This is a genomic window from Mesorhizobium sp. M0276 (assembly GCF_040321755.1).
In the GTDB taxonomy this organism is placed as follows: domain Bacteria; phylum Pseudomonadota; class Alphaproteobacteria; order Rhizobiales; family Rhizobiaceae; genus Mesorhizobium.
In genome coordinates, this window is the sequence record NZ_JAMYSC010000002.1 from 138,596 (window position 1) to 163,207 (window position 24,612).

General features: G+C 60.1%; 21 protein-coding genes. 19 read left to right on the plus strand and 2 right to left on the minus strand.

Annotation, left to right across the window (positions count from 1 at the left end; translation table 11 throughout):
• Positions 1–64: 64 nt before the first annotated feature.
• From NKJ01_RS02340 to NKJ01_RS02370, 7 genes are all read left to right on the plus strand, one after another.
• Positions 65–1,117 (plus strand): isopenicillin N synthase family dioxygenase, encoded by a 1,053-nt coding sequence (locus NKJ01_RS02340; protein ID WP_352725705.1) that lies wholly within the window; start codon positions 65–67, stop codon positions 1,115–1,117.
• Positions 1,118–1,146: 29 nt separating this feature from the next.
• Entirely contained in the window at positions 1,147–2,472 is a 1,326-nt protein-coding gene (locus tag NKJ01_RS02345) for an O-acetylhomoserine aminocarboxypropyltransferase/cysteine synthase family protein (RefSeq protein WP_352725707.1), read from the plus strand.
• A 16-nt stretch (positions 2,473–2,488) separates the two neighbouring features.
• Positions 2,489–3,508: an isopenicillin N synthase family dioxygenase gene (locus NKJ01_RS02350; protein ID WP_352725709.1), complete on the plus strand. Its 1,020-nt coding sequence runs from the start codon at positions 2,489–2,491 to the stop codon at positions 3,506–3,508.
• Positions 3,509–3,959: 451 nt separating this feature from the next.
• Positions 3,960–4,982: an amino acid ABC transporter substrate-binding protein gene (locus NKJ01_RS02355; RefSeq protein WP_352726029.1), complete on the plus strand. Its 1,023-nt coding sequence runs from the start codon at positions 3,960–3,962 to the stop codon at positions 4,980–4,982.
• A gap of 13 nt (positions 4,983–4,995) precedes the next feature.
• Positions 4,996–6,189: an amino acid ABC transporter permease gene (locus NKJ01_RS02360; protein WP_502905839.1), complete on the plus strand. Its 1,194-nt coding sequence runs from the start codon at positions 4,996–4,998 to the stop codon at positions 6,187–6,189.
• Positions 6,186–7,268 (plus strand): amino acid ABC transporter permease, encoded by a 1,083-nt coding sequence (locus tag NKJ01_RS02365; protein ID WP_352725713.1) that lies wholly within the window; start codon positions 6,186–6,188, stop codon positions 7,266–7,268. Before NKJ01_RS02360 ends, NKJ01_RS02365 begins: the two co-directional genes overlap by 4 nt.
• A 270-nt stretch (positions 7,269–7,538) precedes the next feature.
• The gene (locus NKJ01_RS02370; RefSeq protein ID WP_352725715.1) at positions 7,539–7,793 is read left to right on the plus strand and encodes a hypothetical protein; all 255 of its coding nucleotides are present in this window, start codon (positions 7,539–7,541) and stop codon (positions 7,791–7,793) included.
• A gap of 196 nt (positions 7,794–7,989) precedes the next feature.
• Here NKJ01_RS02370 and NKJ01_RS02375 read toward each other — a convergent pair whose 3' ends face one another.
• Both NKJ01_RS02375 and NKJ01_RS02380 read right to left on the minus strand, forming a co-directional pair.
• Positions 7,990–8,400 carry an acyl-CoA thioesterase gene (locus tag NKJ01_RS02375; protein ID WP_352725717.1) on the minus strand — a complete coding sequence of 137 codons (411 nt, stop codon included), beginning with the start codon at positions 8,398–8,400 and terminating at the stop codon, positions 7,990–7,992.
• Positions 8,401–8,825: 425 nt separating this feature from the next.
• Positions 8,826–9,542, minus strand: a complete 717-nt coding sequence (locus NKJ01_RS02380) for a GntR family transcriptional regulator (protein WP_352725719.1) — start codon at positions 9,540–9,542, stop codon at positions 8,826–8,828.
• A 174-nt stretch (positions 9,543–9,716) separates the two neighbouring features.
• Here NKJ01_RS02380 and NKJ01_RS02385 point away from each other — a divergent pair, with 174 nt between their 5' ends.
• The 12 genes from NKJ01_RS02385 (at position 9,717) to NKJ01_RS02440 (ending at position 24,599) form a co-directional block, all read left to right on the plus strand.
• Complete coding sequence (locus tag NKJ01_RS02385) at positions 9,717–11,726, plus strand: hydantoinase/oxoprolinase family protein (protein ID WP_352725721.1); 2,010 nt, start codon at positions 9,717–9,719, stop codon at positions 11,724–11,726.
• Positions 11,726–13,480 carry a hydantoinase B/oxoprolinase family protein gene (locus NKJ01_RS02390; protein ID WP_352725723.1) on the plus strand — a complete coding sequence of 585 codons (1,755 nt, stop codon included), beginning with the start codon at positions 11,726–11,728 and terminating at the stop codon, positions 13,478–13,480. Before NKJ01_RS02385 ends, NKJ01_RS02390 begins: the two co-directional genes overlap by 1 nt.
• Positions 13,477–14,367 (plus strand): beta-keto acid cleavage family enzyme, encoded by an 891-nt coding sequence (locus NKJ01_RS02395; protein WP_352725725.1) that lies wholly within the window; start codon positions 13,477–13,479, stop codon positions 14,365–14,367. Before NKJ01_RS02390 ends, NKJ01_RS02395 begins: the two co-directional genes overlap by 4 nt.
• Positions 14,364–15,140: an SDR family oxidoreductase gene (locus NKJ01_RS02400; RefSeq protein WP_352725726.1), complete on the plus strand. Its 777-nt coding sequence runs from the start codon at positions 14,364–14,366 to the stop codon at positions 15,138–15,140. Before NKJ01_RS02395 ends, NKJ01_RS02400 begins: the two co-directional genes overlap by 4 nt.
• Positions 15,141–15,176: 36 nt before the next feature.
• Entirely contained in the window at positions 15,177–16,436 is a 1,260-nt protein-coding gene (locus tag NKJ01_RS02405) for an ABC transporter substrate-binding protein (protein ID WP_352725728.1), read from the plus strand.
• Positions 16,437–16,503: 67 nt separating this feature from the next.
• Positions 16,504–17,367, plus strand: coding sequence for a branched-chain amino acid ABC transporter permease (locus tag NKJ01_RS02410; RefSeq protein WP_352725730.1), 864 nt, complete (start codon positions 16,504–16,506; stop codon positions 17,365–17,367).
• Positions 17,367–18,299: a branched-chain amino acid ABC transporter permease gene (locus NKJ01_RS02415; protein WP_352725732.1), complete on the plus strand. Its 933-nt coding sequence runs from the start codon at positions 17,367–17,369 to the stop codon at positions 18,297–18,299. Before NKJ01_RS02410 ends, NKJ01_RS02415 begins: the two co-directional genes overlap by 1 nt.
• Complete coding sequence (locus NKJ01_RS02420; protein WP_352725734.1) at positions 18,292–19,050, plus strand: ABC transporter ATP-binding protein; 759 nt, start codon at positions 18,292–18,294, stop codon at positions 19,048–19,050. The genes NKJ01_RS02415 and NKJ01_RS02420 overlap by 8 nt, the downstream gene beginning before the upstream one ends.
• Positions 19,043–19,747, plus strand: coding sequence for an ABC transporter ATP-binding protein (locus tag NKJ01_RS02425; protein WP_352725736.1), 705 nt, complete (start codon positions 19,043–19,045; stop codon positions 19,745–19,747). Before NKJ01_RS02420 ends, NKJ01_RS02425 begins: the two co-directional genes overlap by 8 nt.
• A 176-nt stretch (positions 19,748–19,923) precedes the next feature.
• Entirely contained in the window at positions 19,924–21,876 is a 1,953-nt protein-coding gene (locus NKJ01_RS02430) for an acetoacetate--CoA ligase (protein WP_352725738.1), read from the plus strand.
• Positions 21,877–22,374: 498 nt separating this feature from the next.
• Positions 22,375–23,490 carry an ABC transporter substrate-binding protein gene (locus NKJ01_RS02435; RefSeq protein WP_352725740.1) on the plus strand — a complete coding sequence of 372 codons (1,116 nt, stop codon included), beginning with the start codon at positions 22,375–22,377 and terminating at the stop codon, positions 23,488–23,490.
• Complete coding sequence (locus NKJ01_RS02440; RefSeq protein WP_352725742.1) at positions 23,487–24,599, plus strand: ABC transporter ATP-binding protein; 1,113 nt, start codon at positions 23,487–23,489, stop codon at positions 24,597–24,599. The genes NKJ01_RS02435 and NKJ01_RS02440 overlap by 4 nt, the downstream gene beginning before the upstream one ends.
• The last annotated feature ends 13 nt before the right edge of the window (positions 24,600–24,612 follow it).

Below are 24,612 nucleotides of genomic sequence, written 5' to 3' on the forward strand. Positions count from 1 at the left end.
TGACGTTTTCTTTGTTTCCAGCGCCTGCGGTGCGACGCTTCGATCACCAAACATGAGGATCAAAATGAGCAGTCCTGCCGACAAGAGAACGATTCCGGTACTGGATTTTTCTCGCTACGAAGCCGATCCGGATTCTCGCAAAGAATTCATCGAGGGATTGCGGCGGGCTGCACGCGATATCGGCTTCTTTTACCTGACGGGACACGGCATCGCGCAGTCGCTGATCGACGATGTGCTTGGCGCGTCACGACGTTTCTTTGCCTTGCCGGACAAGGACAAGCTCCAGATCGAGATGGTCAACTCGCCGCATTTCCGCGGCTACAACCGGGTTGGCCAGGAACTGACGAAAGCTCAGAGGGACTGGCGCGAGCAGGTCGACATCGGCTCGGAGGCGCCGGCGCTGCCGCGCAATGCGAACCTGCCGGCGTGGACGCGCTTGCAGGGGCCGAACCAGTGGCCAAGCGCCTTGCCGGAACTGAGGCCGCTTCTACTGGAGTGGCAGGATCGCCTGACCGATCTTTCGACGCGCCTGCTGAAGGCGTTCGCCATTGTCCTGGAGCAGGACGAGAACGCTTTCGAAAACATCTATGCCGGCACGCCAAACCATCTCATCAAGATCATTCGCTATCCCGGCCGTGACTCGACCGAAAGCGAGCAGGGCGTCGGCGCCCACAAGGACAGCGGCTTCCTGACGCTTCTGCTGCAGGAAAAGCAGAAGGGGTTGCAGGTCGAAGCCGCCGACGGCGGCTGGATCGACGCCGCGCCGCGCGCCGGCACCTTTGTCGTCAACATCGGCGAACTCCTGGAAATGGCGACCGACGGCTATCTGAAGGCCACCGTGCACCGGGTCGTGACGCCGCCGGCCGGCACCGACCGGCTGTCGGTGGCCTTCTTCCTCGGCGCTCCGTTCGATGCCGAGATACCGCTGCTGGATCTGGCGCCGCAGCTGAAGGCGCAGGCGAATGGAGTCACCCGCGATCCTACGAATCCGCTCTACCGCAATTCCGGGCAGAACGCGCTGAAGAGCCGGCTGCGCTCGCATCCCGACGTCGCGCGGCGCCATCACGCCGATCTGCTGGCCGCCCAGGTCCGCGCCGAAGCCGAACCCGTCGCTTGACCGCCGCAACCATCAGGAAGGAACGACACGTGACCCTGGAAAATCTTTCTCCCGAGACCCTCGCCCTTCACGGCGGCTCCTGGCGCGCCGATCCCACCAGCGGCGCCGTTGCCGTGCCCATCTACCAGACCACGTCCTATCAGTTCCAGGACACCGTTCACGCGGACCGCCTGTTTGCGCTCGATGAGATCGGTCACATCTACACGCGTGTCTCGAACCCGACACAGGATGCGCTGGAAACCCGCATCGCGGAACTGGAAGGGGGCGCGGCTGCCCTTCTTCTGTCCTCTGGCCAAGCAGCCTCTGCCTATTCGGTGCTGAACCTTGCCGGCGCGGGCGACAACATCGTCTCCGCCACGGATCTCTATGGCGGCACCTGGGCGTTGTTTGCTGCTACGCTGAAGCATCTGGGCGTGGAAGTGCGGTTCGTCGATCCGTCAGACCCGGAGAATTTCCGCCGTGCCACCGACGCGCGCACGCGCGCCTATTACGCGGAATCGTTGCCCAATCCGAAACTGCATGTCTTCCCGATCAAGGAAGTCGCCGACATCGGCCGGTCGCTCGGCGTGCCGTTGATCATCGACAACACCGCCGCACCGCTGATCATCAGGCCGTTCGACCATGGCGCGGCAGTCGTGGTCTATTCGGCGACGAAATACATTGGCGGCCACGGCACGTCGATTGGTGGCATCGTCATCGATGGCGGCAATTTCCCGTGGGAAGACCATGCCGAACGCTTCCCGACGCTGAACCAGCCCGATCCAAGCTATCACGGCAAGGTCTGGGTCGAGGCGGCCAAGCCGTTGGGACCGGTGGCCTATGTGCTGCGCATCCGAACCGTGCTTCTGCGCGACGTCGGCGCCGCGATCAGCCCATTCAACGCCTTTCAGCTGCTGCAGGGCCTGGAAACGCTGCCGCTGCGCATCCGCCAGCACAATGAGAATGCCATCAAGGTGGCGGAGTATCTGCGCGGACATCCGAAGGTCGGCAACGTCATCTTCCCGCGCTACCAGGGCGGCGAGAGCAAGCGCCGGGCCGATGCCTATTTCCGGCAAGGCAGCTACGGCGCGCTTGTCGGGTTCGAACTGAAGGATGGCCGCGAGGCGGGACGTTCCTTCATCAACGGACTGAAGCTGCTCTACCACGTCGCCAACATCGGCGACGCGCGCTCGCTGGCCATCCATCCGTCAACCACGACCCATTCGCAGCTTTCGCCGGAAGAACAACTCGCGACCGGCGTCACGCCCGGTTATGTCAGGCTGTCGATCGGCATCGAGCATCCGGACGACATCATCCGCGATCTCGAACAGGCGCTCGATCAGGTGACGAGCGAAAAAGAATTGAAAGCCGCCTAGGCGAGGGGATCTGACCATGCCCAGAATAGTGCCTGTGCTCGATCTGAGCCGACTTGAACAAGGTGCATCGGAGCGCCGGACGTTTTTGGCGGACTTGCGCTCCGCCTCGCGCGACATCGGCTTTTTCTATCTGGCCGGGCACGGCATCTCCTGGGCGGATATCAGCGAGATGCTCACCGCGTCGCGACGCTTCTTTGCCTTGCCGGAGGCCGACAAGCTGGCCATCGAAATGGTCAAGTCCTCGCAGTTTCGCGGCTACACACGCGCCGGCGGCGAACTGACCCAGGGTGCGGCCGACTGGCGCGAGCAACTCGATATCGGCGTCGAGCGCCAGCCCATAGCGCAAGGGCCGGGAGTCGCGCCCTGGACACGGCTGCAAGGGCCGAACCAGTGGCCCCAGGCGTTGCCAGAGCTCAAGCCGGCGCTGCTGGCATGGCAGACCAAGGCGACCTCGGTGGCGATCCGTTTGCTGAACGCGTTCGCGCTGTCGCTCGATCAGCCCGAGGATGCTTTCGACGCGATCTACCGGGACTCGCCCAACCATCGCATGAAGATCGTGCGCTATCCCGGCCGGATGGCGACCGGCACCGACCAGGGCGTCGGCGCGCACAAGGATGGCGGCTTCCTGACCCTGCTGCTGCAGGACGACAACAAGGGGCTGCAGGTCGAGTATGATGGAAGCTGGGTGAATGTCGACCCGATCCCCGGAACGCTGGTCGTCAACATCGGCGAACTGCTCGAACTGGCATCGAATGGCTACCTGCGCGCCACCGTGCACCGCGTCGTGACGCCGCCTGCCGGCGTCGAGCGGATTTCCGTTCCCTTCTTTTTCAGCGCGCGGCTCGATGCGACCATACCGCTTCTCAGCCTTTCCGAAGAACTGGCGGCACAGGCGCGCGGACCGGCAAGCGATCCCGACAACCCATTGTTCCGCGATGTCGGGACCAATGTGCTCAAAAGCCGACTGCGTTCACATCCCGACGTGGCACGCCGCCACTATGCCGATCTTCTCGAGACCGGAACCGCGGGCTCGTGAGGGTTTACAGTACGGCGCACGAATTTTTGCCGCTTTGTATGTTTTTTGGAATGTTATTCGTCGCCAAGGCTTTGAAATAAGCTCAAACAGGTAAAATCGTTCGGTGGTTTCCTCCCATTCCGCCGGACGGTGTTCCCCTCTGAAGGTTTTGACCCTTCTTTTGGCCGGGCCACATTCGAGCCCGGCCTTTTTTGTTCGGGGGCTCCTTGTTCAGCGCTGTCTGGAACGCGTTTTCCCTAGGGTCAATCATTCGGAAACAAGACGGTTCGCATTCGCCGCCGATGTGCACTTTCGCAGCAATCTGCTTTCCGTGCCGGCGGAAAATTGGATTGTCGTTCCTTAGTCTACAAAAATTATAGAGTTAACTTCGAGGCAGTCGAACAGGGCGGGGGACGTTCCGCCATCGGCTGACAATGATGAACCTCAGGAGTTGACTGACATGACGATTGCAATGCGGCCTGGCGCCGGTTGGAGGACGGCACTGGCGACGACGCTGGTGGTGGCGGCAGGATTGTTTTCGACCGCGACCTATGCTGGCCCGACGCTCGACAAGATCAAGGAACGCGGCTCGATCAAGGCTGGCGTCGGCACGACACCCGGCTTCTTCTCACCGGACGGCAACGGCCGCTGGCAGGGTTTCTTCGTCGACTACGGTCGCGCCCTGGCGATCACCGTGTTCGGCGATCCGGACAAGGTGGAGTTCACCAACTCCTCGCCGCAGCAGCGTCTACCGGCGCTTCAGTCCGGCGAGTTCGACGTGCTGCTGTCGGGCGTGACGGTGACGATCACGCGTGCCTTCCAGCTCGGCTTCCATTTCGGCCCGACGGTTTTCTATGACGGGCAGGGCATTCTTGTCCGCAAGGATCTCGGTGTGACAAAGGCGGCGGACCTCGACGGCGCCACGATCGGCGTCCAGAGCGGCACGACCGGTGAATTGAACATCGCCGACTTCTTCCGCAAGACCGGCAAGAAGTTCACGCCGGTGACGATCGAGGACACCGGCGAGTTCATCAACGCACTGGAGACCGGTCGCGTCGATGCCATCACGCAGGACTCATCCGATCTCGTCGGCAAGCGCACGCAGCTGAAGAAGCCCGACGACTACATCATCCTGCCCGAGCGACTGTCGAAGGAACCGCTCGCACCAGCGATCGCTGGCGGCGACGACCGCTGGCTCGAGATCGTCAACTGGACGGTCAATGCGACCATCCAGGCCGAGGAATGGGGCATCACCAGCAAGAACGTTGACGAGTTCCTTAAGTCGCCGGACCCAGCGATCCAGCGTTTCCTCGGCGTCGATCCGTCGCTCGCACAGGCGATCGGCCTCGATCCGAAATGGGCCTACAACATCATCAAGACCGTCGGCAATTACGGCGAAATCTACGACCGCAATCTGAAGCCCCTCGGCTGGGAGCGCGGCTACAACAGCCTGTGGACCAATGGTGGTCTCTTGTATTCGCCGCCGTTCCGCTAAGACCTTTCGACCAATGTCATCGACCGTCGAAACCGTGCCGGGTCCAAAAGGACCCGGCATTTGGCGCAGAATATCCCTGTGGTTGGGTACCTGGCCGCTGACGCAGGTTGCCGTGATCGCGGTGATCATCGCCCTGTTCTGGCTGCTCGGTCACAACACGGCCGAGACCATGGCTCGTATCGGCATCACGCCGGGCTTCGATTTCCTCGGCCGGCCGGCGAATTTCGAGATCGGCGAGGCGCCGATCGCCTTCAAAGCGGGCGATCCCTACATACGCGCCATCCTCGCTGGACTGCTGAACACGGTGAAAGCGGCAGCGCTTGGGTGTGTGCTGGCGACCATCCTCGGCGTCGTTCTCGGCGTTGCCGGCCTCTCCGGCAATCTGCTGCTGGCAGGGCTGGTGCGCTGGTATGTCGAGATCGTTCGCAACACGCCGCTTCTGCTGCAGCTGTTCTTCTGGATGTCGCTGGCAAAATCGTTTCCGTCGCCACGGCAGGCGCTCTCGGCCTTTGGCACCTTCTTCCTCACCAACCGGGGTGTGTTCGTCCCGGGACTCAGCTTTCACAATGTGTCGGCACCGACGCTTTGGCTGCTTGGCGGCTTCGTAGTAGTCTATCTGGCTTTCCTTACATGGGCACGACGAAAGGGTAGCGTGCCTGGCAGGCGTGTGGGCCTGGCAACCGCGATACTTGTGGGTGGCGTAGTCCTGGCCTTTCCGCTGACCGGCGCCGGCGCGAGCTGGGAGATACCGGCGCTTGCCGGTTTCAACATTCGCGGCGGCTACAATCTGACACCGGAATTCGCGGCACTGCTGACCGGCCTGGTGGTGAAATTCTCGGCGGCCATTGCGGAGATCGTGCGGGCCGGCATCCAATCGGTGGACCGCGGCCAATGGGAGGCATCGAGGGCGCTCGGCCTGCATAGCGGACAGATCATGCGCCTGGTCGTGCTGCCGCAGGCATTGCGCGTCATCACGCCGCTGACGACGTCCAGCTATCTGGACCTGACCAAGGACTCCAGCCTTGCCGTCGCCATCGGCTACCCCGACCTTGTCAGCATCATCAACACCACGGCCAACACGACTGGACAGTCGCTGGAAGCGCTGACGCTGCTGATAGCCGTCTATCTGGCGATCAACCTGTCGGTCTCGGCGGCCATGAACCTTTACAACAGGCGCGTCGCTCTCAGGGGAACTGCCCGGACATGAGCATCTCCGATACTCTTGACGCACGGACATGGCGATCGTCGGCAACGCTGCAGACGTTGAAGACCGGGCTTTTCGGCACGCCGCTCAATTCGACCATCACCGTCGTCACTGTGGCGTTGCTAGGCTGGATCGTTCCGCCGCTGCTGCGCTGGGCCATCCTGGACGCGACATGGACGGGAACGTCGGCCGACTGCGCGCTCGCCACTGGTGCATGCTGGGCGTTCGTGGGGGCAAAATTCCGCTTCATCCTGTTCGCCTTCTACCCGCCGGCGCTGCAATGGCGACCGCTGGTCGTCATGGTGCTGCTGCTGGGGCTCCTCATCATCACCGCGCAGCCGCGATTTTGGCGCAAGGGATTGCTTGTCGCCTGGCCTGTCGTGATCGCCTCCAGCTGGATCCTGATGTCCGGCACGCTGACGCCTCCGGCCGTCCCATCGAACCAGTGGGGCGGACTGGCAGTGACGCTGTTCGTGTGGTCGGTCTGCTTCGGCCTGGCGACGCCGCTGGCGATCCTGCTGGCCCTGGCGCGGCGCTCCAGAATGGGCGGGCTACGCACGCTTGCGATTGCGTTCATCGAACTGATGCGTGGCACACCGATGGTCGCCATCCTCTATGTGGCGATGCTCATCCTGCCAATGGCTGTCCCCAATGGCCAATTGATCGACAAGAATGTCCGGGCGATGATCATGATCACGCTGTTCTGGTCGGCCTATGTCGCCGAAGTCGTTCGTGCCGGGCTCCAGGCCATCTCATCCGGCCAATACGAAGCAGCGACCGCGCTTGGCCTCGGCTACTGGCGCACAATGCAGCTTGTCGTGCTGCCACAGGCGCTGCGCCTTGTCATTCCCGGCATGGTCAATCTGGCGATCGGCTTCCTGCTGGCGACATCGCTGCTTGCCGTCATCGGCATTTTCGACCTGCTCAATGCGGCCCGATCCTCGGCGACCGATCCGCAGTGGCTCGGCTACTACGACGAGGCCTATCTGTTCGCTGCGCTGATCTATTTCGTGCTGTGCTTCGGCGGCTCGCGCTACAGCCTCTGGCTGGAGACATATCTGCGCCGGTCGCAACACCACTGAGCCGCAAAGGTTTGACAGGCGGCCTGCCGGCGCAACACTGTGCCATGGTGAGTCGACGCGGCAGTGAAATGCTTCGGAAGCCCACAGCAGAAGAACAGAATACCTTCGCCGCGCTGCGATGGAACCACGGCTCGGCACTTTCGTGCACCCTGTTGGCAAGGGTTGCTTAAGGCGCATGTGCTGCCATCAACGACGAAGCTCGCCGACAAGAACGGACTCTGTAGGTGCTGCGCTGGTCAGGACACTGCGCTCGTCAGCGGCAATTTCGACATGATCGTCATTGTCGACGCGTCGGCGATCGGGAATCTCCGCGGCGCCATTGACGGGATCGAGCGGACCTCGTCATCGATTACCCTGTCGGCGCGCATCGACCCGCTGAACGCACGGTCCTCGCCGCAGTCTTTCAACCGCCGCCCGTTCATCGGGTTTCATGGCCATCCATGCGGCGTGAAATCCTTTTCCGACCTCAGTGTTTTCATACCCAGCAGCCGTGAAGAATGGCGACATCATCGGGCGCGGCCATGACCTTTATGGCAAGCGGGAACACTCGTTCTCACGTATTTCAGCAGATGCCCTGGCCGACGCCATGCGTGCCGGGATAAAATCCGGCCTATGTGAGCTACGGAACCGCCCTTTTGCAAGCCAGTCCTTATATCGCAGAAATGGCTCCAGCAGCTCCAGCGGCTGTTCCAGTATGACGACATAAGAGGTGCTTGCTCTGCTACGCGGCAAACAATAGCTCCGCGCGAGTGATGACGGCTGCACCTAGTTCGCTCGATTCACGTCGCTGGAGATTAAACCTAACCGATACGCAGCTCTCCACAGCAGCAGTCTCACCATTGGACGAATTCGTCATGACGTGCCGAATGGTGACCGAACTTCTCCCAATCTTTGCGACCGAGGACCGGATTTTGAGAATGGTTCCTGCGCTCACCTCCGTGCGAAAATCGGTCTCGGTCCTGACGTCTGCCCATCCAAGGGAGTCTTGGCGGTCATCAACATCCAAGAACCGCAAGACGACCAATGTAGCGTCGTCGAACATGGCCGCGTAAAATCGGCGGTTCATATGACCAAACTCGTCGCACATCCACGGCTGCGCGACGCCCATAAAACTATCGATCTCGTCAATCAAAATATTACTCCCTACGAGTTGGCGGAAATTGTCGTATCGTCAGGATAACCCATGCTTGGCCATTCACTCCGACACCGCTGAATTAGTCATGGGCAGCGCAGACGCTAGCTTCGCTTTCGCGCCCACTCACCCTTTTCGGACTACCCGCTCCGAGTTACCCGAGAAGCAATGCCCAACCGAAACAGCGGCAGGCGTCGTGAAAGGAGGCTCGCGAGTCCAAATGAGCGACGACGGGCATCGGAATGCCTGAGCCCCAACTTAGACTCGCCCGAGGCCGAGGCCGCGGGTCGCTCGCTACCAGTGTCGATCCATATCATCCCACCGCCAAGCACCGCCCTCGCAACGCGTGGGTCGTTTTCCAATTCTGCCATTTTCGTTCGTCCTTCTGGAGATCAACGCGCAACCCAGGAATTGCGGTCAAAGTGTTACGGTGCGCTCGATCTAGAGCCGTGCGCTTTTTGCATTTTTGTGGACAAGGCTGTCGCGATAGCGTCTCCAGCTTCCTGCAGGTCGGCGACCAGGTTCTGAACAGCTTTGGCGCTGTCGCCCGATCTCACGGCGGCAATTATTTCTGCGTGATGCCGATGCCCTGAGAACGACATTGGAGTCGCCTTCAACAGGCTCAACAACGGTCCGTAACGCATCCAAAGCAATTCAATCAGGTTCACAAGTTCAGGATTTCCGCATCGTTCATACAGCGAAAAATGAAACTTGTGATTTAGTTGCAAATACGCTCGCGTCCCTAACGCGCCACGCTCCGCTTCAGTGTCCATCCGGGCATTTATCTGTGCCAGCTGATCGGCAAGTCCGTTCTCGCCGCGCTCGATCGTCATCGCCACCGCTTTGCCTTCAAGATCTGTTCGAAGGGTAAGCAGATTGCGGAGACGCTCAACGCTCGCTTCGGGAATGAAGGGAGTTCGCCTCGTCTCGGCCTGCAGCGCGCGAGCCATGACAAGTCTATTGAGGGCCTCTCGAACCGGCATGTGGCTTGTGCCGAATGCGGTGGCCAGGTCATCGAGCTTCAGCTTCTGACCAGGTGCAAACTCGGCCATCATGATTGACCGAGTTAGCTCTGCATAAACATGTTCCAAATCTGAGTTTCTTGGGCGCGGCCGAAGCACGGGAAACTTGGTCGCTGGCATTTTCACTCCTGATCTGCATGAGACGCACGTGAGCATAGCGACAATAATTCCCTTGATCAACGATCAAAAAAGCCTAGGTACGGCATTTTAGATATCTCATGCAAATCGGGGTCTTGACACAAATTATTTTATGGTCAATTCTTTGATCAACGATCAAAAAATGGGGAAGCTGAAATGTGGAAAGTTGGTATTGATGTGGGAGGGACTTTCACGGACCTCTTCGCGGTCAACAGTGCGACCGGCGAAGAGCGAACCGGTAAAGTTCTGACGACCCCTGAGGAAAGGTCGCGCGGTGTCTTGAACGCCATCGCAAATGCCGGCATCGCGCCGAACGAGATTGAGCTGCTTGTCCATGGCACTACGACCGCGACCAACGCCCTGATCGAGCGAACCTTCCCGGATGCTGCGATGATCACCACGGAGGGCTTTCGCGACGTGCTCGAAATCGGCCGAATGCACCGCGAACATCTTTATCGGCCCTATCAAACCAAGCCTGAGCCTCTGATCCGTCGTCGGCATCGCCACACGATCAACGAAAGAACCAATGCGTCCGGGAAGGTTGAGAAGGAAATTGATGCTGCAGAGCTTCAGCCCATTATCGAGGCCATCGCAGCGGCTGGCATCAAGTCCGTGGCAATCTGCTTGATCAACTCCTACGCGAACCCGGCAAACGAGCGTAAGGTCGCCGAAATCATCACGGCGGCGTTGCCCGGCGTGCGGGCAGTTCCCTCGGCGGATGTCAAGCCGGTGTTCCGAGAGCACACACGCTTCACGCTGGCTTCGGTTAGAGCCACGATCCTACCGGTGATGGCCGACTATTTCGAGCGTCTTGAGGCCCGGCTCCGTGAAGCGGAATTTACCGGCAATCTCATGATCCTGAAGAGCAATGGCGGGATGATGTCCGTCAACCAGGCTCGTCTGCGTGTCGAGGAACTGGTGGAGTCGGGGCCTGCGGGCGGCGTCGGATATGCGTCCGAGATAGCGCGCACTGCGAGCTTTGTGAACATCATTCATACCGACATGGGCGGAACGAGCTTCGATGCGTCCATCGTCGAGGACGGCCAGGGCCTCATCACCCGCGAATATGAAATAGAGTTCGACATTCCGGTCGCAGTGCCGATGCTTGACATCCGCTCAATCGGCGCCGGCGGGGGGTCGATCGGCTGGATCGACAGCGGTGGCTCACTCCGCGTCGGCCCCATGTCGGCAAGTTCGGTTCCCGGGCCTGCCTGCTATGGGCGAGGTGGAACGCGGCCGACGATTACGGATGCAAATCTGGTGCTCGGCAGGATTAGCCCGGACCTTTCGGGTAAATTCAAACTGGACGTCGCAGCGGCTCGCGCGGCCGTAGAGACCCTTTCGTCTCAGTTGAATCTCAGCATCGAGGAATGTGCCGAAGGCATGCTTCGGATCGCGACTGAGGCTATGGCACAAGCCGTCAAGCTTGTTCTTGCTTCTCGCGGCCGAGATCCTCGCGATTTCGCGCTTGCGAGTTTCGGCGGAGCAGGACCGCTGCACGCCTGCGCAGTCGCCGAGGCACTCGGCACGCCGACGGTCATCGTCCCGAGATATTCCGGTGTTGCCTCTGCTTATGGAGCGCTGCGGCTGGCAATCAAGCACGACGAAGAAGTTTTCTACTACGCTCCGCTGGCCGCCAAGGAGCTCGATGAAATCGGCCTTCGTTTGGAGAACCTCGGTGACGCAGCCGTCGAAGCCCTTCTTGGGCAGGGCGCCAGCGCAGAGGGCGTGCAGGTAAGCTTCGTGATGCGCATGCGGTATGCGGGCCAGACTTTCGAAGTGGACGTCGTGCAGGACCGGGATGCTATCGAGCGACGCGACCTCGATAGACTGGCTGAGGCTTTCCACAGCGCGCACAAGAGAGAGTTCGGTGTCCGTTCGGACGATTTCCCCGTGGAGATTGTCGCACTGGCAGTGACGGCGGAAGCGCCATCACCCGCTGGCGTTCTGCAATCCAGCACGAGTTCCGCTATCGGCTCGCCACGTCAAGCCGAACGCAAGGTCTGGTTTGGCGGCTGGACCGACAGCCTGGTTCACGACGCCGCCGGCGCGGTCGATGTCAGCGGCCCTGCTCTCATTGAAGATCCGCACACCAGCATCGTCATTCCACCGGGTTGGGTGGCACGCTTTGACCCCGCCCGCAATTGCATCTTGGAGAGGTCATAATGGTTACCTCAATCGACCCAATCACGTTCGAAGTCCTTCGCAACACGTTCGAACATGTCTGCCGCCGCATGACGGTGATTCTGCAGAAGTCATCCTTCTCGCCGATCCTTTCGGAAAATCTCGACTTTTCGAACGCGATCTATGATCCCACGCTGCGTCTGGTCGGTCAGACCGCGAACTGTCCCGTTCATCTGGCGGCGATGCATTTCAGTGTCCAGGCAGTGGCGCGGAAGTTCGGCATCGAGACGCTCCGGCCGGGTGATGTCGTGGTGCTGAATGACCCCTATGACGGCGGCACCCACATCAATGATGTGACGCTGACCATGCCTGTCTTCCATGAAGACGTGCTGATCGGCTTCGCGGTAAGCCGGGGTCACTGGATGGATCTTGGTGGTGGCGGCCCCGGTGGTCAGGGCTTCGGAACGCACGTCGCCGGTGAAGGGCTTCGCCTTCCCCCACTGAAGCTCTATCGCAACTATGAGGTCGATCCGGACCTTCTCGAAATCCTGCTGCGAAACACGCGCACGCCGCATTACATCCGGGGCGACCTGCAAGCCCATATGGGCGCCCTGTTGGCTGCTGAGGATGAACTCCAGGCTACTGCGCGCAAATACGGCCGTGCGACCCTGCTCCAGGGAATGGACGACATGATCCGCTACACCGAACGCATCGTTCGTGCGGAAATCGAAAAGATACCGGATGGGGTCTACGAAGGCGCTGACTACGCGGACTCCGATGGCATCACCGATGCCAAGGTCTGGGTGCGCGTCAAGCTGACCGTATCGGGCTCAAACCTGCACGTGGATTTCGCGGGCAGCGATCCCCAGGTTGCAGGTGCGATCAATTCGCCGTTCGCGAACACAACCGCCGCCGTGTACACTGCTTTGCAGTTCTTCCTGGCGCCTGACGCTCCGCCGAATGCCGGCATGTTTGCGCCAATCACATTGAGCCTTCCGGATGACTGCTGGCTGAATGCGCGCTGGCCCGCTCCCGTCGTCGGCTGCACCACGGTAACCTCCGGCAAAGTGCAGAGCGCGATCTGGCAGGCGGTGGCAAAGGCCATTCCCGATCTTGCGATCGCTCCTACATGCGCTGATGCAAACTGGTTCGTTGCCGCGGTTCGCGGTCCCGGTGGGCGCATCGATGTCTTCTCGGACATCCCGGCGGGCGGCTGGGGCGGAACGCCGTACAATGACGGGCTGAATGTGACTCTGGATCCGTTGGGCAACTGCACCAACATGCCAGCGGAAGCGGCCGAGTTGCTTTACCCAGTCGTCGTCGAAGCCTTCGACCTTCGCCAGGATTCCGGCGGCCCGGGCGAGAACCGGGGCGGTCTGGGCGCGCGGTTCAAGTTCCGCTTTCTCAATGGCGGCGAGCTTTCGATCGAGACATCCAGAACAATCGAGGGAAGCCCAGGCGTAAACGGCGGCAGCAGGAGCCCCGTACAGATGCTGCTGCAGGAATATGGCGATGGGCGCCGCGAGATAATTGGTGGTCCAAGGCCCGATGGCACCTGGCGCTCTCCGCTTCTGTCATCCCACAAGTTTGGGCCGAACGAGGCATTCGAGTTCTTGTCCACGGGTGGCGGCGGCTGGGGTGTTGCGCGCTCCCGTGATCCCCAGCGTGTGCGCGAAGACGTGATCGACGGCTACATTTCGGCGGAAGCCGCACGCCGGGACTACGGCGTGGCGATCGACCCCAAAACTCTTGAAATTCTTTCAGACGAAACCTCCAAGCTGAGACAACAGGCATGAACAACGAAATCTTTATCACCTGTGCCATTACCGGCGCCGGTGCGGCCCCCAAGAAGAACCCGCATGTCCCCGTGACTCCAGAGCAGATCGCGGCCGACGTCCTGGCCGTCGCCGAAGCCGGTGCCGCGATCGCGCATGTCCATGTTCGCGATCCGGAGACGACGGACGGAAGTCGCGATGTCAAACTCTATGCAGAAGTGCTTGAGCGCGTTCGTGACCACAACAGGGACATCATCGTCAACATGACGGCGGGCATGGGCGGCGATCTCGTTCTCGACGCCGAAGATCCGACCAAGGCCGTCGCTGGCACAGATCTCGTCAACCAGAAAACCCGGCTCCTCCACGTCGAGGCGCTGCGGCCCGACATCTGCACGCTCGACTGCGGCTCATACAACGTCGGTGAAGGCAATCTGGTCTACATTTCCACGCCCGAGCAAATTCGCGAAGGGGCGGCTTTGATCCGGGGTTACGGTGTAAAACCGGAGCTCGAGGTATTCGACACCGGCCATCTTGACTTCGTCATGAAGCTCATCGGCGAAGGCGCGTTCGCCGGGCCTGCGATGATCCAATTTTGCCTCGGCGTGAATTGGGGCGCTCCGGCCACCACGACGGCAATGAAGGCCATGGCGGATGCAGCCCGCGGCGCCGACGTTGTCTGGTCCGCCTTCGGCGTTGGCCGCATGCAGATGCCGATGGTCGCCCAGGCCGTTCTGCTTGGTGGGAACGTGCGTGTCGGTCTCGAAGACAATATCTGGCTCGACCGGGGTGTTCCGGCGACGAATGTCGCGCTTGTGCAGCGTGCGCGCGAAATCGTCGAACGCATGGGTGTGCGGATTATGTCGTCCGCCGCGACCCGCGATCGCCTGGGATTGGGAGCAGCAGCATGAGCCCTCTGTCCGGCAAGCGCGCGATCATCACTGCCGGCGCCAGCGGGATTGGCAGGGTCGTCGCCAAGAAAATGATAGAAGCCGGTGCGCGGGTCGCAGTCTGTGACATTGATCCCGCTTCGGTTAGCTCGTTCTCCTCGGAATATCCCGAAGCCACTGCGGTCGTCTGCGATGTGGCTGACCCCGCCAGCGTTCCGGCCGCTCTCCAGTCGATGCTCGCGGGATTGGGTGGCGCAGTGGACATCCTCTTCAACAATGCCGGCATCGCCGGTCCGACGGCTGCGATCGAGGACGTCTCGCCCGAGGACTGGGCGCGAACGGTCGATGTCAATCTCACCGCCCAGTTCTTGTTCATTCGCGGTGTGATGGCCGGGATGAAGACACAGCGGTCGGGGGTGATCCTCAACATGTCCTCGGCGGCAGGACGACTGGGCATGCCGATGCGGACGCCTTACGCGGCAGCCAAGTGGGCCGTGATCGGCCTTACCCAATCGCTCGCGATGGAGGTCGGCCAGTTCGGCATCCGCGTGAACGCAATCCTTCCCGGCTCAGTCCATGGGCCGCGCATGGAGCGAGTGATGTCCGCCCGGGCAGAACTTACCGGACGCCCGCTCGCCGAAATCGAGGCCGAGGAAGTGGCGACGATATCACTGGGTCGAATGATCGAACCTGAGGAAATTGCGGATCTGGCGGTTTTCGTCGCGTCCGACGCGGGCAGATCAATCTCGGGGCAGTCACTGGGTGTCTGCGGGAACACGGAGATACTCAGATAGAAAAAATCGGGGAACTTCAACAAAGGGAGAAGTGACATGAACGTGCTTACTAGACTGCTGATCGCCGGCGCATTTGCCGGTGCTCTAGGAACGTCGGCGGCCGCCGAAGATACGATCAAAGTGGGAGTGGTCCAGCCACAGGCAGGCGAGTGCGCTCAATGGGGCGTTCCGATCACTCGCGGTGTCCAGATCTGGGCCGAAGAATTCAACGCGAACGGCGGTATCGCTGACGCAACGGGGAAAAAGCATAAGATCGAGGTAACCGGCTACGACAACAATTGCTATACCGCCGGTGATGAGCTGAACGCTTTCCGCCGTGCGATTCTCGATGACAAGGTGAGCTTCATTCTCCAGACTTTCACCCCTGCTTCACGCCAGGCCGTCGCCGAGATCACCACACAAAACAAGGTCCTAACAACAAGCTATGGTGCTGGCTATCTCAGCGCCAAGTATCCGTTCCTCATCGGTTCGGTCACCGGCTCGCCGGCGTCGTACATGTTTCTTGTCAGCCATCTTCTGGAGACCCGGCCAGAGATCAAGCGTGTCGCAATCGTGACGGCCGACCACTCCTTCGGCCAGGCGGCGCTCGCCTATTACAAGGCAGGCCTCGCTCCCTACCTGGATCGCGTCGAGATCGTTTACTCGCAACCCTATGATCCGGCATCGACGTCGGACATGCTCGGTCTGGCCACACCGGTGATGGCATCCAATCCCGACCTTGTCGTCGAGCTGGGCTTCACACCTGGACAGCAGGCCCTGTTCATCGAGTCGATGGAGCAGTTGGGCTACAAGGGGCTCTACGGCAGCGAAGGCTGGACCATGGGCCTGGTAACGGAACGTGTTCCGGCTTCAGAAGTCGCTGGCCGTATCTTCAGCGCTTATGTCGTCGATGCTTCGGAGCCGAACTTCAGCCCGCGCGTGTCGGCATTCTACAAGACTTACGTCGAGAAGTTCGGCGAGAAGGAATGGTCGGCACTCGCGTCGGTCGCCTACGCAGCGATGACAACCATCGAGGCGGGGATTCAGAAGTCCTCCGATCCCACCGGTGCAGGTGTGCGGGACGCGCTTTTCGCAAGCGACACTGTGAACCAGCCTCTTTTCGGACCCTCGCGCTGGGGTGGATCGGAACTCTTCGGTGCCAACAACTGGCTGATGACCCCTCTTCCGGTCTACGTGACGGACGACAAGGGCGGTGTGAAGGTTGACGCCGTCGTTGATGTGGCTGCCTGGTGGAATGCTCACAAAGACGCAGCGCTGCCGGCACTGTCTGAAGGCGGCCAAGTTTCGGCAAAGTGAGGCTTATGGGCATAGCTGGCCGCGGACTTGCCGCGGCCACTCCGACCTCTCTCAGGTGACAGACCCGATGCAAATCTTTTTGAATTGCCTATCGCTCACGTCCTTTTACCTTTGCTTCGCCCTCGGTCTGGCATTGGTTTTCGGAGTGATGCGGATCATCAATTTCGCCCATGGCGAATTCTTCATGATCGGCGCGTACGCAACATATCTCTGTATTTCGACTCTCTCACCCCAGGTGGGTGGTCCTGTCGCATGGGCCATCGGTGCAATCGTTGCGGCGGCGGTGACCGGGCTCCTCGGCCTGGTGCTACACAGAACAATGGTCGTGCCACTCGGCGACAAGCCTTTGGCGATTTTCATATCGACGCTTGCGTTGTCGTATGTAATTCAGACGATTGTCGTTCAAATCTTTGGGCCCGTTGGTCTTTCGATCGCCCCGCCCGTTCGAGGCGTCGTGAACTTCGGCGGCGCCATTCTTCCGGCATCGAGGCTCGTCGTCATCGGGGCGGCCGCAGCGCTGGCAGCCGGTCTGTGGGTTTTCCTCATGAGGTCCGAGGCAGGTCGGCGCATTCGCGCGGTAGCTCAAAACCCGCGCGGCGCTCTCTTGCAAGGCATACGAACCGAGAAGGTGGGCCGACTTACGCTCATCCTCGGATCGTCGATCGCGGGAATATGCGGTGCGGCAATGGGCCCGATCAGCCAGATCTCTCCCTTCATGGGCGCGGGTGCGCTATGGAAGGCGTTCATCATCATCATCGTTGGTGGTATTGGCAACATCTGGGGTGCGGTCGCTGCTGCTGCCATTTTCGGTATCCTCGATACCCTCATGTCTCAGTTCGGTGCCGGTCGTTTTCTCGCTCTCACGAGCGCGGCAGTCATGCTGTTCGTCCTGAGTGTTAAGCCATCGGGCCTGTTCGGGGAGAAGGAATAATGAGTGCGTTCCGACGCGATTTACTGACCGTGTGCGCACTGGGCGCCGCGCTTGTCGTCGGCGGCTTCCTCGGCAGCAACTACATGCTTGGTGTCCTCGTGCTCTTCGGCTTGACGTCCATCCTGGTGCTGTCGTATCGCACCATCACGACAATGGGAGGTTGGTCGTTCGCGCATATCGCCATCATGGGGATCGGCGGCTATTCCGTCGCAATCCTTACGAAGCCGCCATTCGACCTGCCGGTGCTCGTGGCGATCGTCGCAGGGGGTTTGTTCGCGGCGCTATTTGCGGGGCTACTGTCCTACCCCGTGCTTCGGACCCGACAATATTACTTCTTCCTGTCGACCTTTGCGGCGGGAGAGGCCCTGCGCCAATGCTTCATTCAGTTCCGGGAAATCACTGGCGGCACATCGGGCATCGCCTTCATAGAGCGACCCGAAATCCTGCCCAACCCGTCGTCGACGCTGGAGTTCCTATGCCTGGTGGCCGCTGTGCTGGTCTTGCTGGGCATCTTCTACGCGTCACTGGATGCCTCCGACACGGGGTTGAAGATCAAGGCTGTCGGCGAGGACGAGCCACTATCGTCGTCAATCGGGATCGATGCCTGGGCGTTGCGCGCCCTGGCGTTCATACTTGGCTCATTCGGCGCCGGAATAGCCGGAGGTTTATTCGCCACGTACAACGGCATCGTCTCGCCGTCGGACATCAATGCCATGCTGATGTTCAAGGTCGTCGCGGCCTGCGTGATCGGAGGCACGACCCGTTTTTCCGGTCCAATTCTCGGACTGTTGTTTCTTACGCTGATCGAAGAAACTTTCAGATTTGTCCCTGAGTTCGTTCCGATGATCTGGGGGGTGCTTGTCATCATCGCGATACTCTTCGGACAATGGGCGCGTGGCCGCCTCATGGCCTGGAGGACTAAGAATGCTTGAGGTCAACAATATAAGCAAGATCTTCGGCAGTTTGAAAGCGGTAGATGGAGTGTCGCTCAAGGTCGGACGGGGCGAGATCCGCGGCCTTATCGGGCCGAATGGTTCGGGCAAATCGACGACGATGAACTTGATAAGCGGAAGCCTGAAACCTTCTGCTGGTGACGTCAGCCTGGATGGTGTCCGCGTCGAAGGATTCGCCTCGCATCGTGTTGCCAGACTGGGCCTGGTTCGAACATTTCAGCTTACGAGGGTCTACACTTCGGGGACCCTGCTGGAAGCCGTGGCGCTCGGCGTCCGAGCTGCACATGGATCGGCGTGGAACCCCAAGAGATGGATACCGACCGGAGAGACCGCGAAGATCAATATTGCTGCGTTCGAGGCACTTGAGCGGATGGGCCTTGCATCACGCGCCAATGAACCTGCCGGTAACCTTCCAGGTGGCCTGAGGCGCGTCCTAAGCATCGCAACCGCGCTGGCGACCCGCCCTCGAATACTGCTCCTGGACGAACCGTTGGCAGGGCTGCATGCAACCGAAAAGGCCGAGGTCTCGACACTGGTGGAACAGCTGCGGGCAGATGGAATCTCGATTTTGCTCGTCGAGCACGACATGAAATCGGTGATGCGTCTCTGTGACAGGATCACCGTTTTGAATTTTGGCCGCGTCATTGCTGAAGGAACGCCTGACGAAATCGGACGTCATCCTGAAGTGATCAAGGCGTATCTTGGTCAGAAGAGGAATAGTGATGCTTGAGGCCAAAGATCTCGTACTCGAATATGGTGGCGTCCGCGCGCTCAATGGGATGAGCTTTACGGCCAGCACTGGGGAAGTGACTGCAGTTGTCGGCAGCAACGGCGCGGGAAAGACGACCCTGATGAATGCTATCTGTGGTCTCGTCAAACTCGCTTCCGGCGAGATCCGGTTGGACGGTGCAAGGCTCAATGGGCTCGCTCCGGATGAGATCGTGCGAAAAGGCATCTCGCTTGTGCCCGAGGGACGCGAGCTTTTTCCGAAACTGTCAGTCCTGGAGAACCTGTTGCTTGGCGCGACCGTTCGGCCTGACCCCGCAGTGCGGCGCAAGACGCTGGAGCGGATTTTTGAACTCTTTCCTGTGCTCGCCAACCGTCAAAAACAACAAGCCGGTAGAATGAGCGGCGGTGAACAGCAGATGCTGGCTTTCGGCCGCGCGCTGATGGCGCAGCCGAAAATGCTTCTGCTTGATGAGCCGTCCATTGGACTCGCCCCTATGGTCGAAGAGCAGCTCATCTCGGCCATCAGCGACTATTCGCGCGAAAACGGGATCGGTGTGTTGATCGTCGAACAGAACGCCATGCTTGCGCTTGAGTATGCACAACATGCTTATGTCGTTGAGCAGGGGCGCGTTGCATTGTCCGGGTCAGCAGCAGAGATAAGGGACGATCCTGCAGTCATAGCATCCTACCTAGGCTAGCTATCCCGAGATGCAGGACTTGTGTCGATGCCGCCATGCGCACTCATCGCGGCGCAACTAACCTCTCTCCCTCCTAGCGGGTTGGCGACAAATCTGGTTGTGCCCGGCGCCTCCATCGCATCGGTCTGGCATCTGTCCCGCGGCCGCCAAAATGTTTGATTTAAAGGAACTCGTCGATGATCGACTCACCCTTATTTCAGCCCAGCGCAGACCAAATTCACACGAGCGCAATCACGACATTTCGCAAATTCTGCGCGTGGACCTACAAGGCTGATCTACCCGACCATGATGCCTTTCAACAATGGTCAATCGATGAACGCGGGACTTTCTGGTCTGCCGTCTGGGATTATTGCGGCGTGATTGGACAGCCCGGGCCGCGCGATCTCATCAACGGCGACGTCATGCTCGACGCTCGCTTCTTTCCTGACGCCAGCCTAAACTTCGCCGAAAACCTCCTAATCAAGCATGGTCCCGAGGATGCGCTGATCTTCCGCGGCGAGGACAAGGTCAGTTACCGCTGGAGTTGGGATCAGCTCCACTCCTCCGTCTCCAAGCTGCAGCAGGCATTCCGCGCGATGGGGCTGGGCAGGGGCGACCGCATATCGGCGATGATGCCGAACATGCCGGAGACCATTGCCTGCATGCTGGCCGCCGCATCGATCGGCGCCATCTGGTCGTCCTGCTCGCCTGATTTCGGCGAACAGGGCGTGCTGGACCGCTTCGGCCAGATCGAGCCCAAGCTTTTCATCACCTGCGACGCTTATTGGTACAGTGGCAAGCTGCAGGATGTCGGCGACAAGGTCCGCGCCATGGCGCCGATGCTCGGCTGCCCGGTCATGGTGGTCAAATATGCCGGCGATGCCGAGGCGCTGGCCACATCGCTCGCCAATGCGCGGACCTTTGACGCCGCGACGATTCCTTACACCGCCAAGCGGGTTGAATACGAGAAACTGCCGTTCGGCCACCCACTCTATATCCTCTTCTCCTCCGGCACGACCGGTGTTCCGAAATGCATCGTCCATTCAGCCGGCGGCACGCTGTTGCAGCATCTGAAGGAGCACCGTTTCCATTCCGGTGTCGGCGATGGCGACAAGATGTTCTACTTCACCACCTGCGGCTGGATGATGTGGAACTGGCTGGCCTCGGGGCTAGCGAGCGGCGCAACACTCTGCCTGTTTGACGGCTCGCCGTTCGCGCCCACGGGCAACCTGCTGTGGGACTATGCAGCGGAAGAGAAATTCGCCGTCTTCGGCACCTCCGCCAAATACATCGACGCCATCCGCAAAAGCGGCATCGAACCCTTGAAGACACATGATCTCTCCGAGCTGCGACTCATTACCTCGACCGGTTCGCCACTATCTCCGAAGGGCTTCTCTTTCGTCTATGACAGCATCAAGCCGGACGTCCAGTTCGCCTCGATTTCCGGTGGCACCGACATCGTCTCCTGCTTCGTGCTCGGCAATCCGGTCAAGCCGGTATGGCGCGGCGAGATTCAGGGCCCAGGACTCGGCCTGGCGGTCGATGTCTGGGACGACGAAGGCAAGCCGGTGCGTCGGGAGAAGGGCGAGCTGGTCTGCACCCGCGCCTTCCCATCGATGCCGGTGGGCTTCTGGAACGACAAGGACGGCGCGAAATACCGCGCGGCGTATTTCGAGCGTTTCGACAATGTCTGGTGCCACGGCGATTTCGCCGAATGGACCGACCATGACGGCCTGATCATCCACGGCCGCTCGGACGCCACACTCAATCCCGGAGGCGTCCGTATCGGCACCGCCGAGATCTACAACCAGGTCGAACAGCTCGATGAAGTCGCGGAAGCCATCTGCATCGGCCAGGACTGGGACGACGATGTCCGCGTGATCCTCTTCGTCCGCCTCGCACCCGGGCTAGAGTTGGACGCCAATCTCGAAAAGAAGATCAAGACAAAGATCCGCACCGGCGCCTCGCCCCGGCATGTGCCGGCCAAGATCATCGAGGTCGCCGACATCCCGCGCACCAGGTCCGGCAAGATCGTCGAACTCGCCGTCCGCGACGTCGTGCATGGCAGACCGGTGAAGAACAAGGAAGCGCTCGCCAATCCGGAAGCGCTGGAGCTCTTTGCGGCCGCCAAAGCACTTCTCGCCAAGTAGATAATTATGGCCGCGTTGGGCGAAGTGTCTTTCCTTGAAAGTGTCGAAAGTTATATCGATCGAGCTTTTGGCCACCTCGATCTGCCGGAGGGGCTGGCGGACGGATACGCGCATGCAACTCCACCTACACGGTTCGCTTCGGTGGCCGTCTTCGTAGCTCGATCAACACCGCTGCAGCTAGTGGAGGCTTGATGACGACTGACTGACCCGGTGCTCGCTCGGGTCGGCCAGTGAGGGCGACCCGAAGTGTGAGAACAAGGGCGCCTTGCCTGAGATGCCCCAATTGCTTGCCGCTCGGTTGGCCGAAACAGCGCCTCCGAGCCAGCCGGCGGCGCTTTCAGTTTTGGCGTCGATGTGCACCGCATGATCGACTTGGTTTTTTCGCTCAAAAGCCTGAAGAATCGCCTGAAAACGCTATTGACTCGCGTTGATCTTTGATCAAGGATCATGTTGCCGATCAGCACGGGAAAGCTGGCGGCCAAAACCGGGAGACTAAAGATGAATCGTCGTGAATTCCTTGCTCGCCAAGGAGCGCTTCTTGGCGCCGTCGGCATGGCTGCAGTATATCCTTCAATGGGCGCGCGAGCGGCAGCAAGTGCCGGAGCGCTCAACGTCACGCTCAAGTTCCTCGGTTGGCAGGGTTACGACGACCCCAAGGCAATGGGAACGCTTGCTACGCAGGGTCTCACCCTGGATGCCCAATACATCACCGGCAATGCTGAGATTGTAACGAAACTCCGTAGCGGCGGAGTGGGGTCGATTGACGTTGTCACGCCCGGCATCAGTGCCGTCGAGCCCCTGATCAGGACAAAGCTGGTCGAGCCGATTGACGCGACGAAACTGCCAAGCAGCGAGCGCTTCTTCAGCCAGTTCCGTAACATGGCGTGGCAGCAGTCGGAAGGCAGGAACTATGCCGTCCCGGTGAGCTGGAGCGACTATCCGATGAGCTACCGCGCAGACCTTTTCAAGGATCTTCCTGAGAAATGGGCCGATCTCGGCGATGAGAAGTACCGCGGAAAGCTCATCACGCTGGATGATCCGGCAAACCTCTGGATCTTCGCACGGGCACTATTCAAATCCTCTGATTTCTCCAACATGACCAAGGATCAGGTCAGTCAGGCTGCCGAAGCTTTCATGCCGGTCAAGGCCAACCTGACTACGATTGCGCCAAGCTTTGGTGATATTGCTGACGTTCTGGCTCGCGGGGATGCACAAGCAAGTGTACTCGGATGGCGGTTTATCGACACCAAGCTGAAGGCGAAGGGCATCGATGGAGTGTCCTATGTTCCACCGGAAGACGGCACATTCCTCTGGTGTGACTCATACTGCATCGCCGCAAAGGCGCCGCATCTGGAGCAGACTTACGCGTTCCTCAATCAGATGCTTTCCGCAGAGGGCAACGCCATCATCGGCGCTGCAATCGGCTGTGGCGTTGTGAACGCCGAGGCGGTTGCGCTTCTGCCTGAGGATCAGCGAAAGCTTTATCCTTACGAAGATCTTCCGGCCTTCCTGGAAAAGAACACGTTCTATATTCCGCCGGCCCTTGAGGCCGAGGGTGGAATCGCAACCATGCGCGATTGGACCGAGGCTTGGGAACGAATCAAGCTGTCATGATCTCGCAGGAAGTTGGAAATTCCGCAGTCTCGGTCCAAGGGGTCACGAAGTTGTTTGGCACATTCACCGCCCTGTCGAGAATTTCGCTCGATGTGGCGCCTGGCCGCTTTGTCTCTTTGCTTGGTCCGTCAGGCTGCGGCAAGACGACGTTGATGCGCATCATCGCCGGGCTGGATCGTCAATCAACAGGGCGCGTTGTGATAGCGGGGAAAGATCTGTCGCTGACGCCGCCGCATCGCCGCCCTGTTGGTCTCGTTTTCCAGCGCTACGCGCTGTTTCCCCACATGACGGTAAGCCAGAATGTCGGGTTTGCGCTATCGCTGCAACGGGTGGAGAACAACAAGGCTGCCAATCGCATTGGCGAGCTTCTCGAGATCGTCAGGCTGAGCGCCTTTGCAGATCGCCCGATCGATCAGCTTTCCGGCGGCCAGGCTCAGCGAGTGGCGCTCGCGCGCGCTCTTGCTGCCGGACCACCGGTTTTGCTGCTCGATGAGCCGATGTCAGCACTGGACCTCAAGCTTCGCCAAGCGATGCAGCTCGAACTTCGGCAGCTGCAGCGTAGCATCGGCGCGACCTTCCTGTTCGTCACACACGATCAGGACGAGGCGATGGTCATGAGCGACGAGATCGTCCTTATGAACAGCGGAACCATCGTTCAACGTGGCTCACCTGAGGAGGTTTATAGCCGACCGAAAACTTTGTTCAGCGCAAAGTTTTTGGGGGAAGCGAACATCTTCACCGGGTCGCTCCGCCGTGAGGGAAATAAGTCCTTGCTTCAATCGGCTGATGTGAACATCCGCTTCGATGCTCACGATGATCGAGACACGGGAGCGGGCCTCGTCTGCGTCCGACCCGAGTCCATAAAGATTGAGGTGGCACCGAACGTCTCGTCTGTCGCGTCCGAGCCAAATTCGCTAACCGGACAGGTTAGAGAGGCAATCTTTCAAGGCGCATTCAGGCGCTATCTGGTCCAGGTCGGCGAGCAAAGCATTATGGTCCAGCAACCGGTTCTCCCCGGCGGAGGCGGCGCATTCTCGCAAGGCGACCGCGTTCTTCTCAGCTGGCCGGACAACTCGGTCGCGCAAATCGAAGACGACACCAATGGTTAGGCAGTTTTACCTC

Coding starts and splice junctions, on each gene's coding strand:
- NKJ01_RS02340 (WP_352725705.1), top strand. CDS start 65: ATGAGCAGTCCTGCCGACAAGAGAACGATTCCGGTACTGGATTTTTCT.
- NKJ01_RS02350 (WP_352725709.1), top strand. CDS start 2,489: ATGCCCAGAATAGTGCCTGTGCTCGATCTGAGCCGACTTGAACAAGGT.
- NKJ01_RS02355 (WP_352726029.1), top strand. CDS start 3,960: ATGCGGCCTGGCGCCGGTTGGAGGACGGCACTGGCGACGACGCTGGTG.
- NKJ01_RS02360 (WP_502905839.1), top strand. CDS start 4,996: ATGTCATCGACCGTCGAAACCGTGCCGGGTCCAAAAGGACCCGGCATT.
- NKJ01_RS02365 (WP_352725713.1), top strand. CDS start 6,186: ATGAGCATCTCCGATACTCTTGACGCACGGACATGGCGATCGTCGGCA.
- NKJ01_RS02370 (WP_352725715.1), top strand. CDS start 7,539: ATGATCGTCATTGTCGACGCGTCGGCGATCGGGAATCTCCGCGGCGCC.
- NKJ01_RS02380 (WP_352725719.1), bottom strand. CDS start 9,542: ATGCCAGCGACCAAGTTTCCCGTGCTTCGGCCGCGCCCAAGAAACTCA.
- NKJ01_RS02385 (WP_352725721.1), top strand. CDS start 9,717: ATGTGGAAAGTTGGTATTGATGTGGGAGGGACTTTCACGGACCTCTTC.
- NKJ01_RS02390 (WP_352725723.1), top strand. CDS start 11,726: ATGGTTACCTCAATCGACCCAATCACGTTCGAAGTCCTTCGCAACACG.
- NKJ01_RS02395 (WP_352725725.1), top strand. CDS start 13,477: ATGAACAACGAAATCTTTATCACCTGTGCCATTACCGGCGCCGGTGCG.
- NKJ01_RS02400 (WP_352725726.1), top strand. CDS start 14,364: ATGAGCCCTCTGTCCGGCAAGCGCGCGATCATCACTGCCGGCGCCAGC.
- NKJ01_RS02405 (WP_352725728.1), top strand. CDS start 15,177: ATGAACGTGCTTACTAGACTGCTGATCGCCGGCGCATTTGCCGGTGCT.
- NKJ01_RS02410 (WP_352725730.1), top strand. CDS start 16,504: ATGCAAATCTTTTTGAATTGCCTATCGCTCACGTCCTTTTACCTTTGC.
- NKJ01_RS02415 (WP_352725732.1), top strand. CDS start 17,367: ATGAGTGCGTTCCGACGCGATTTACTGACCGTGTGCGCACTGGGCGCC.
- NKJ01_RS02420 (WP_352725734.1), top strand. CDS start 18,292: ATGCTTGAGGTCAACAATATAAGCAAGATCTTCGGCAGTTTGAAAGCG.
- NKJ01_RS02425 (WP_352725736.1), top strand. CDS start 19,043: ATGCTTGAGGCCAAAGATCTCGTACTCGAATATGGTGGCGTCCGCGCG.
- NKJ01_RS02430 (WP_352725738.1), top strand. CDS start 19,924: ATGATCGACTCACCCTTATTTCAGCCCAGCGCAGACCAAATTCACACG.
- NKJ01_RS02435 (WP_352725740.1), top strand. CDS start 22,375: ATGAATCGTCGTGAATTCCTTGCTCGCCAAGGAGCGCTTCTTGGCGCC.
- NKJ01_RS02440 (WP_352725742.1), top strand. CDS start 23,487: ATGATCTCGCAGGAAGTTGGAAATTCCGCAGTCTCGGTCCAAGGGGTC.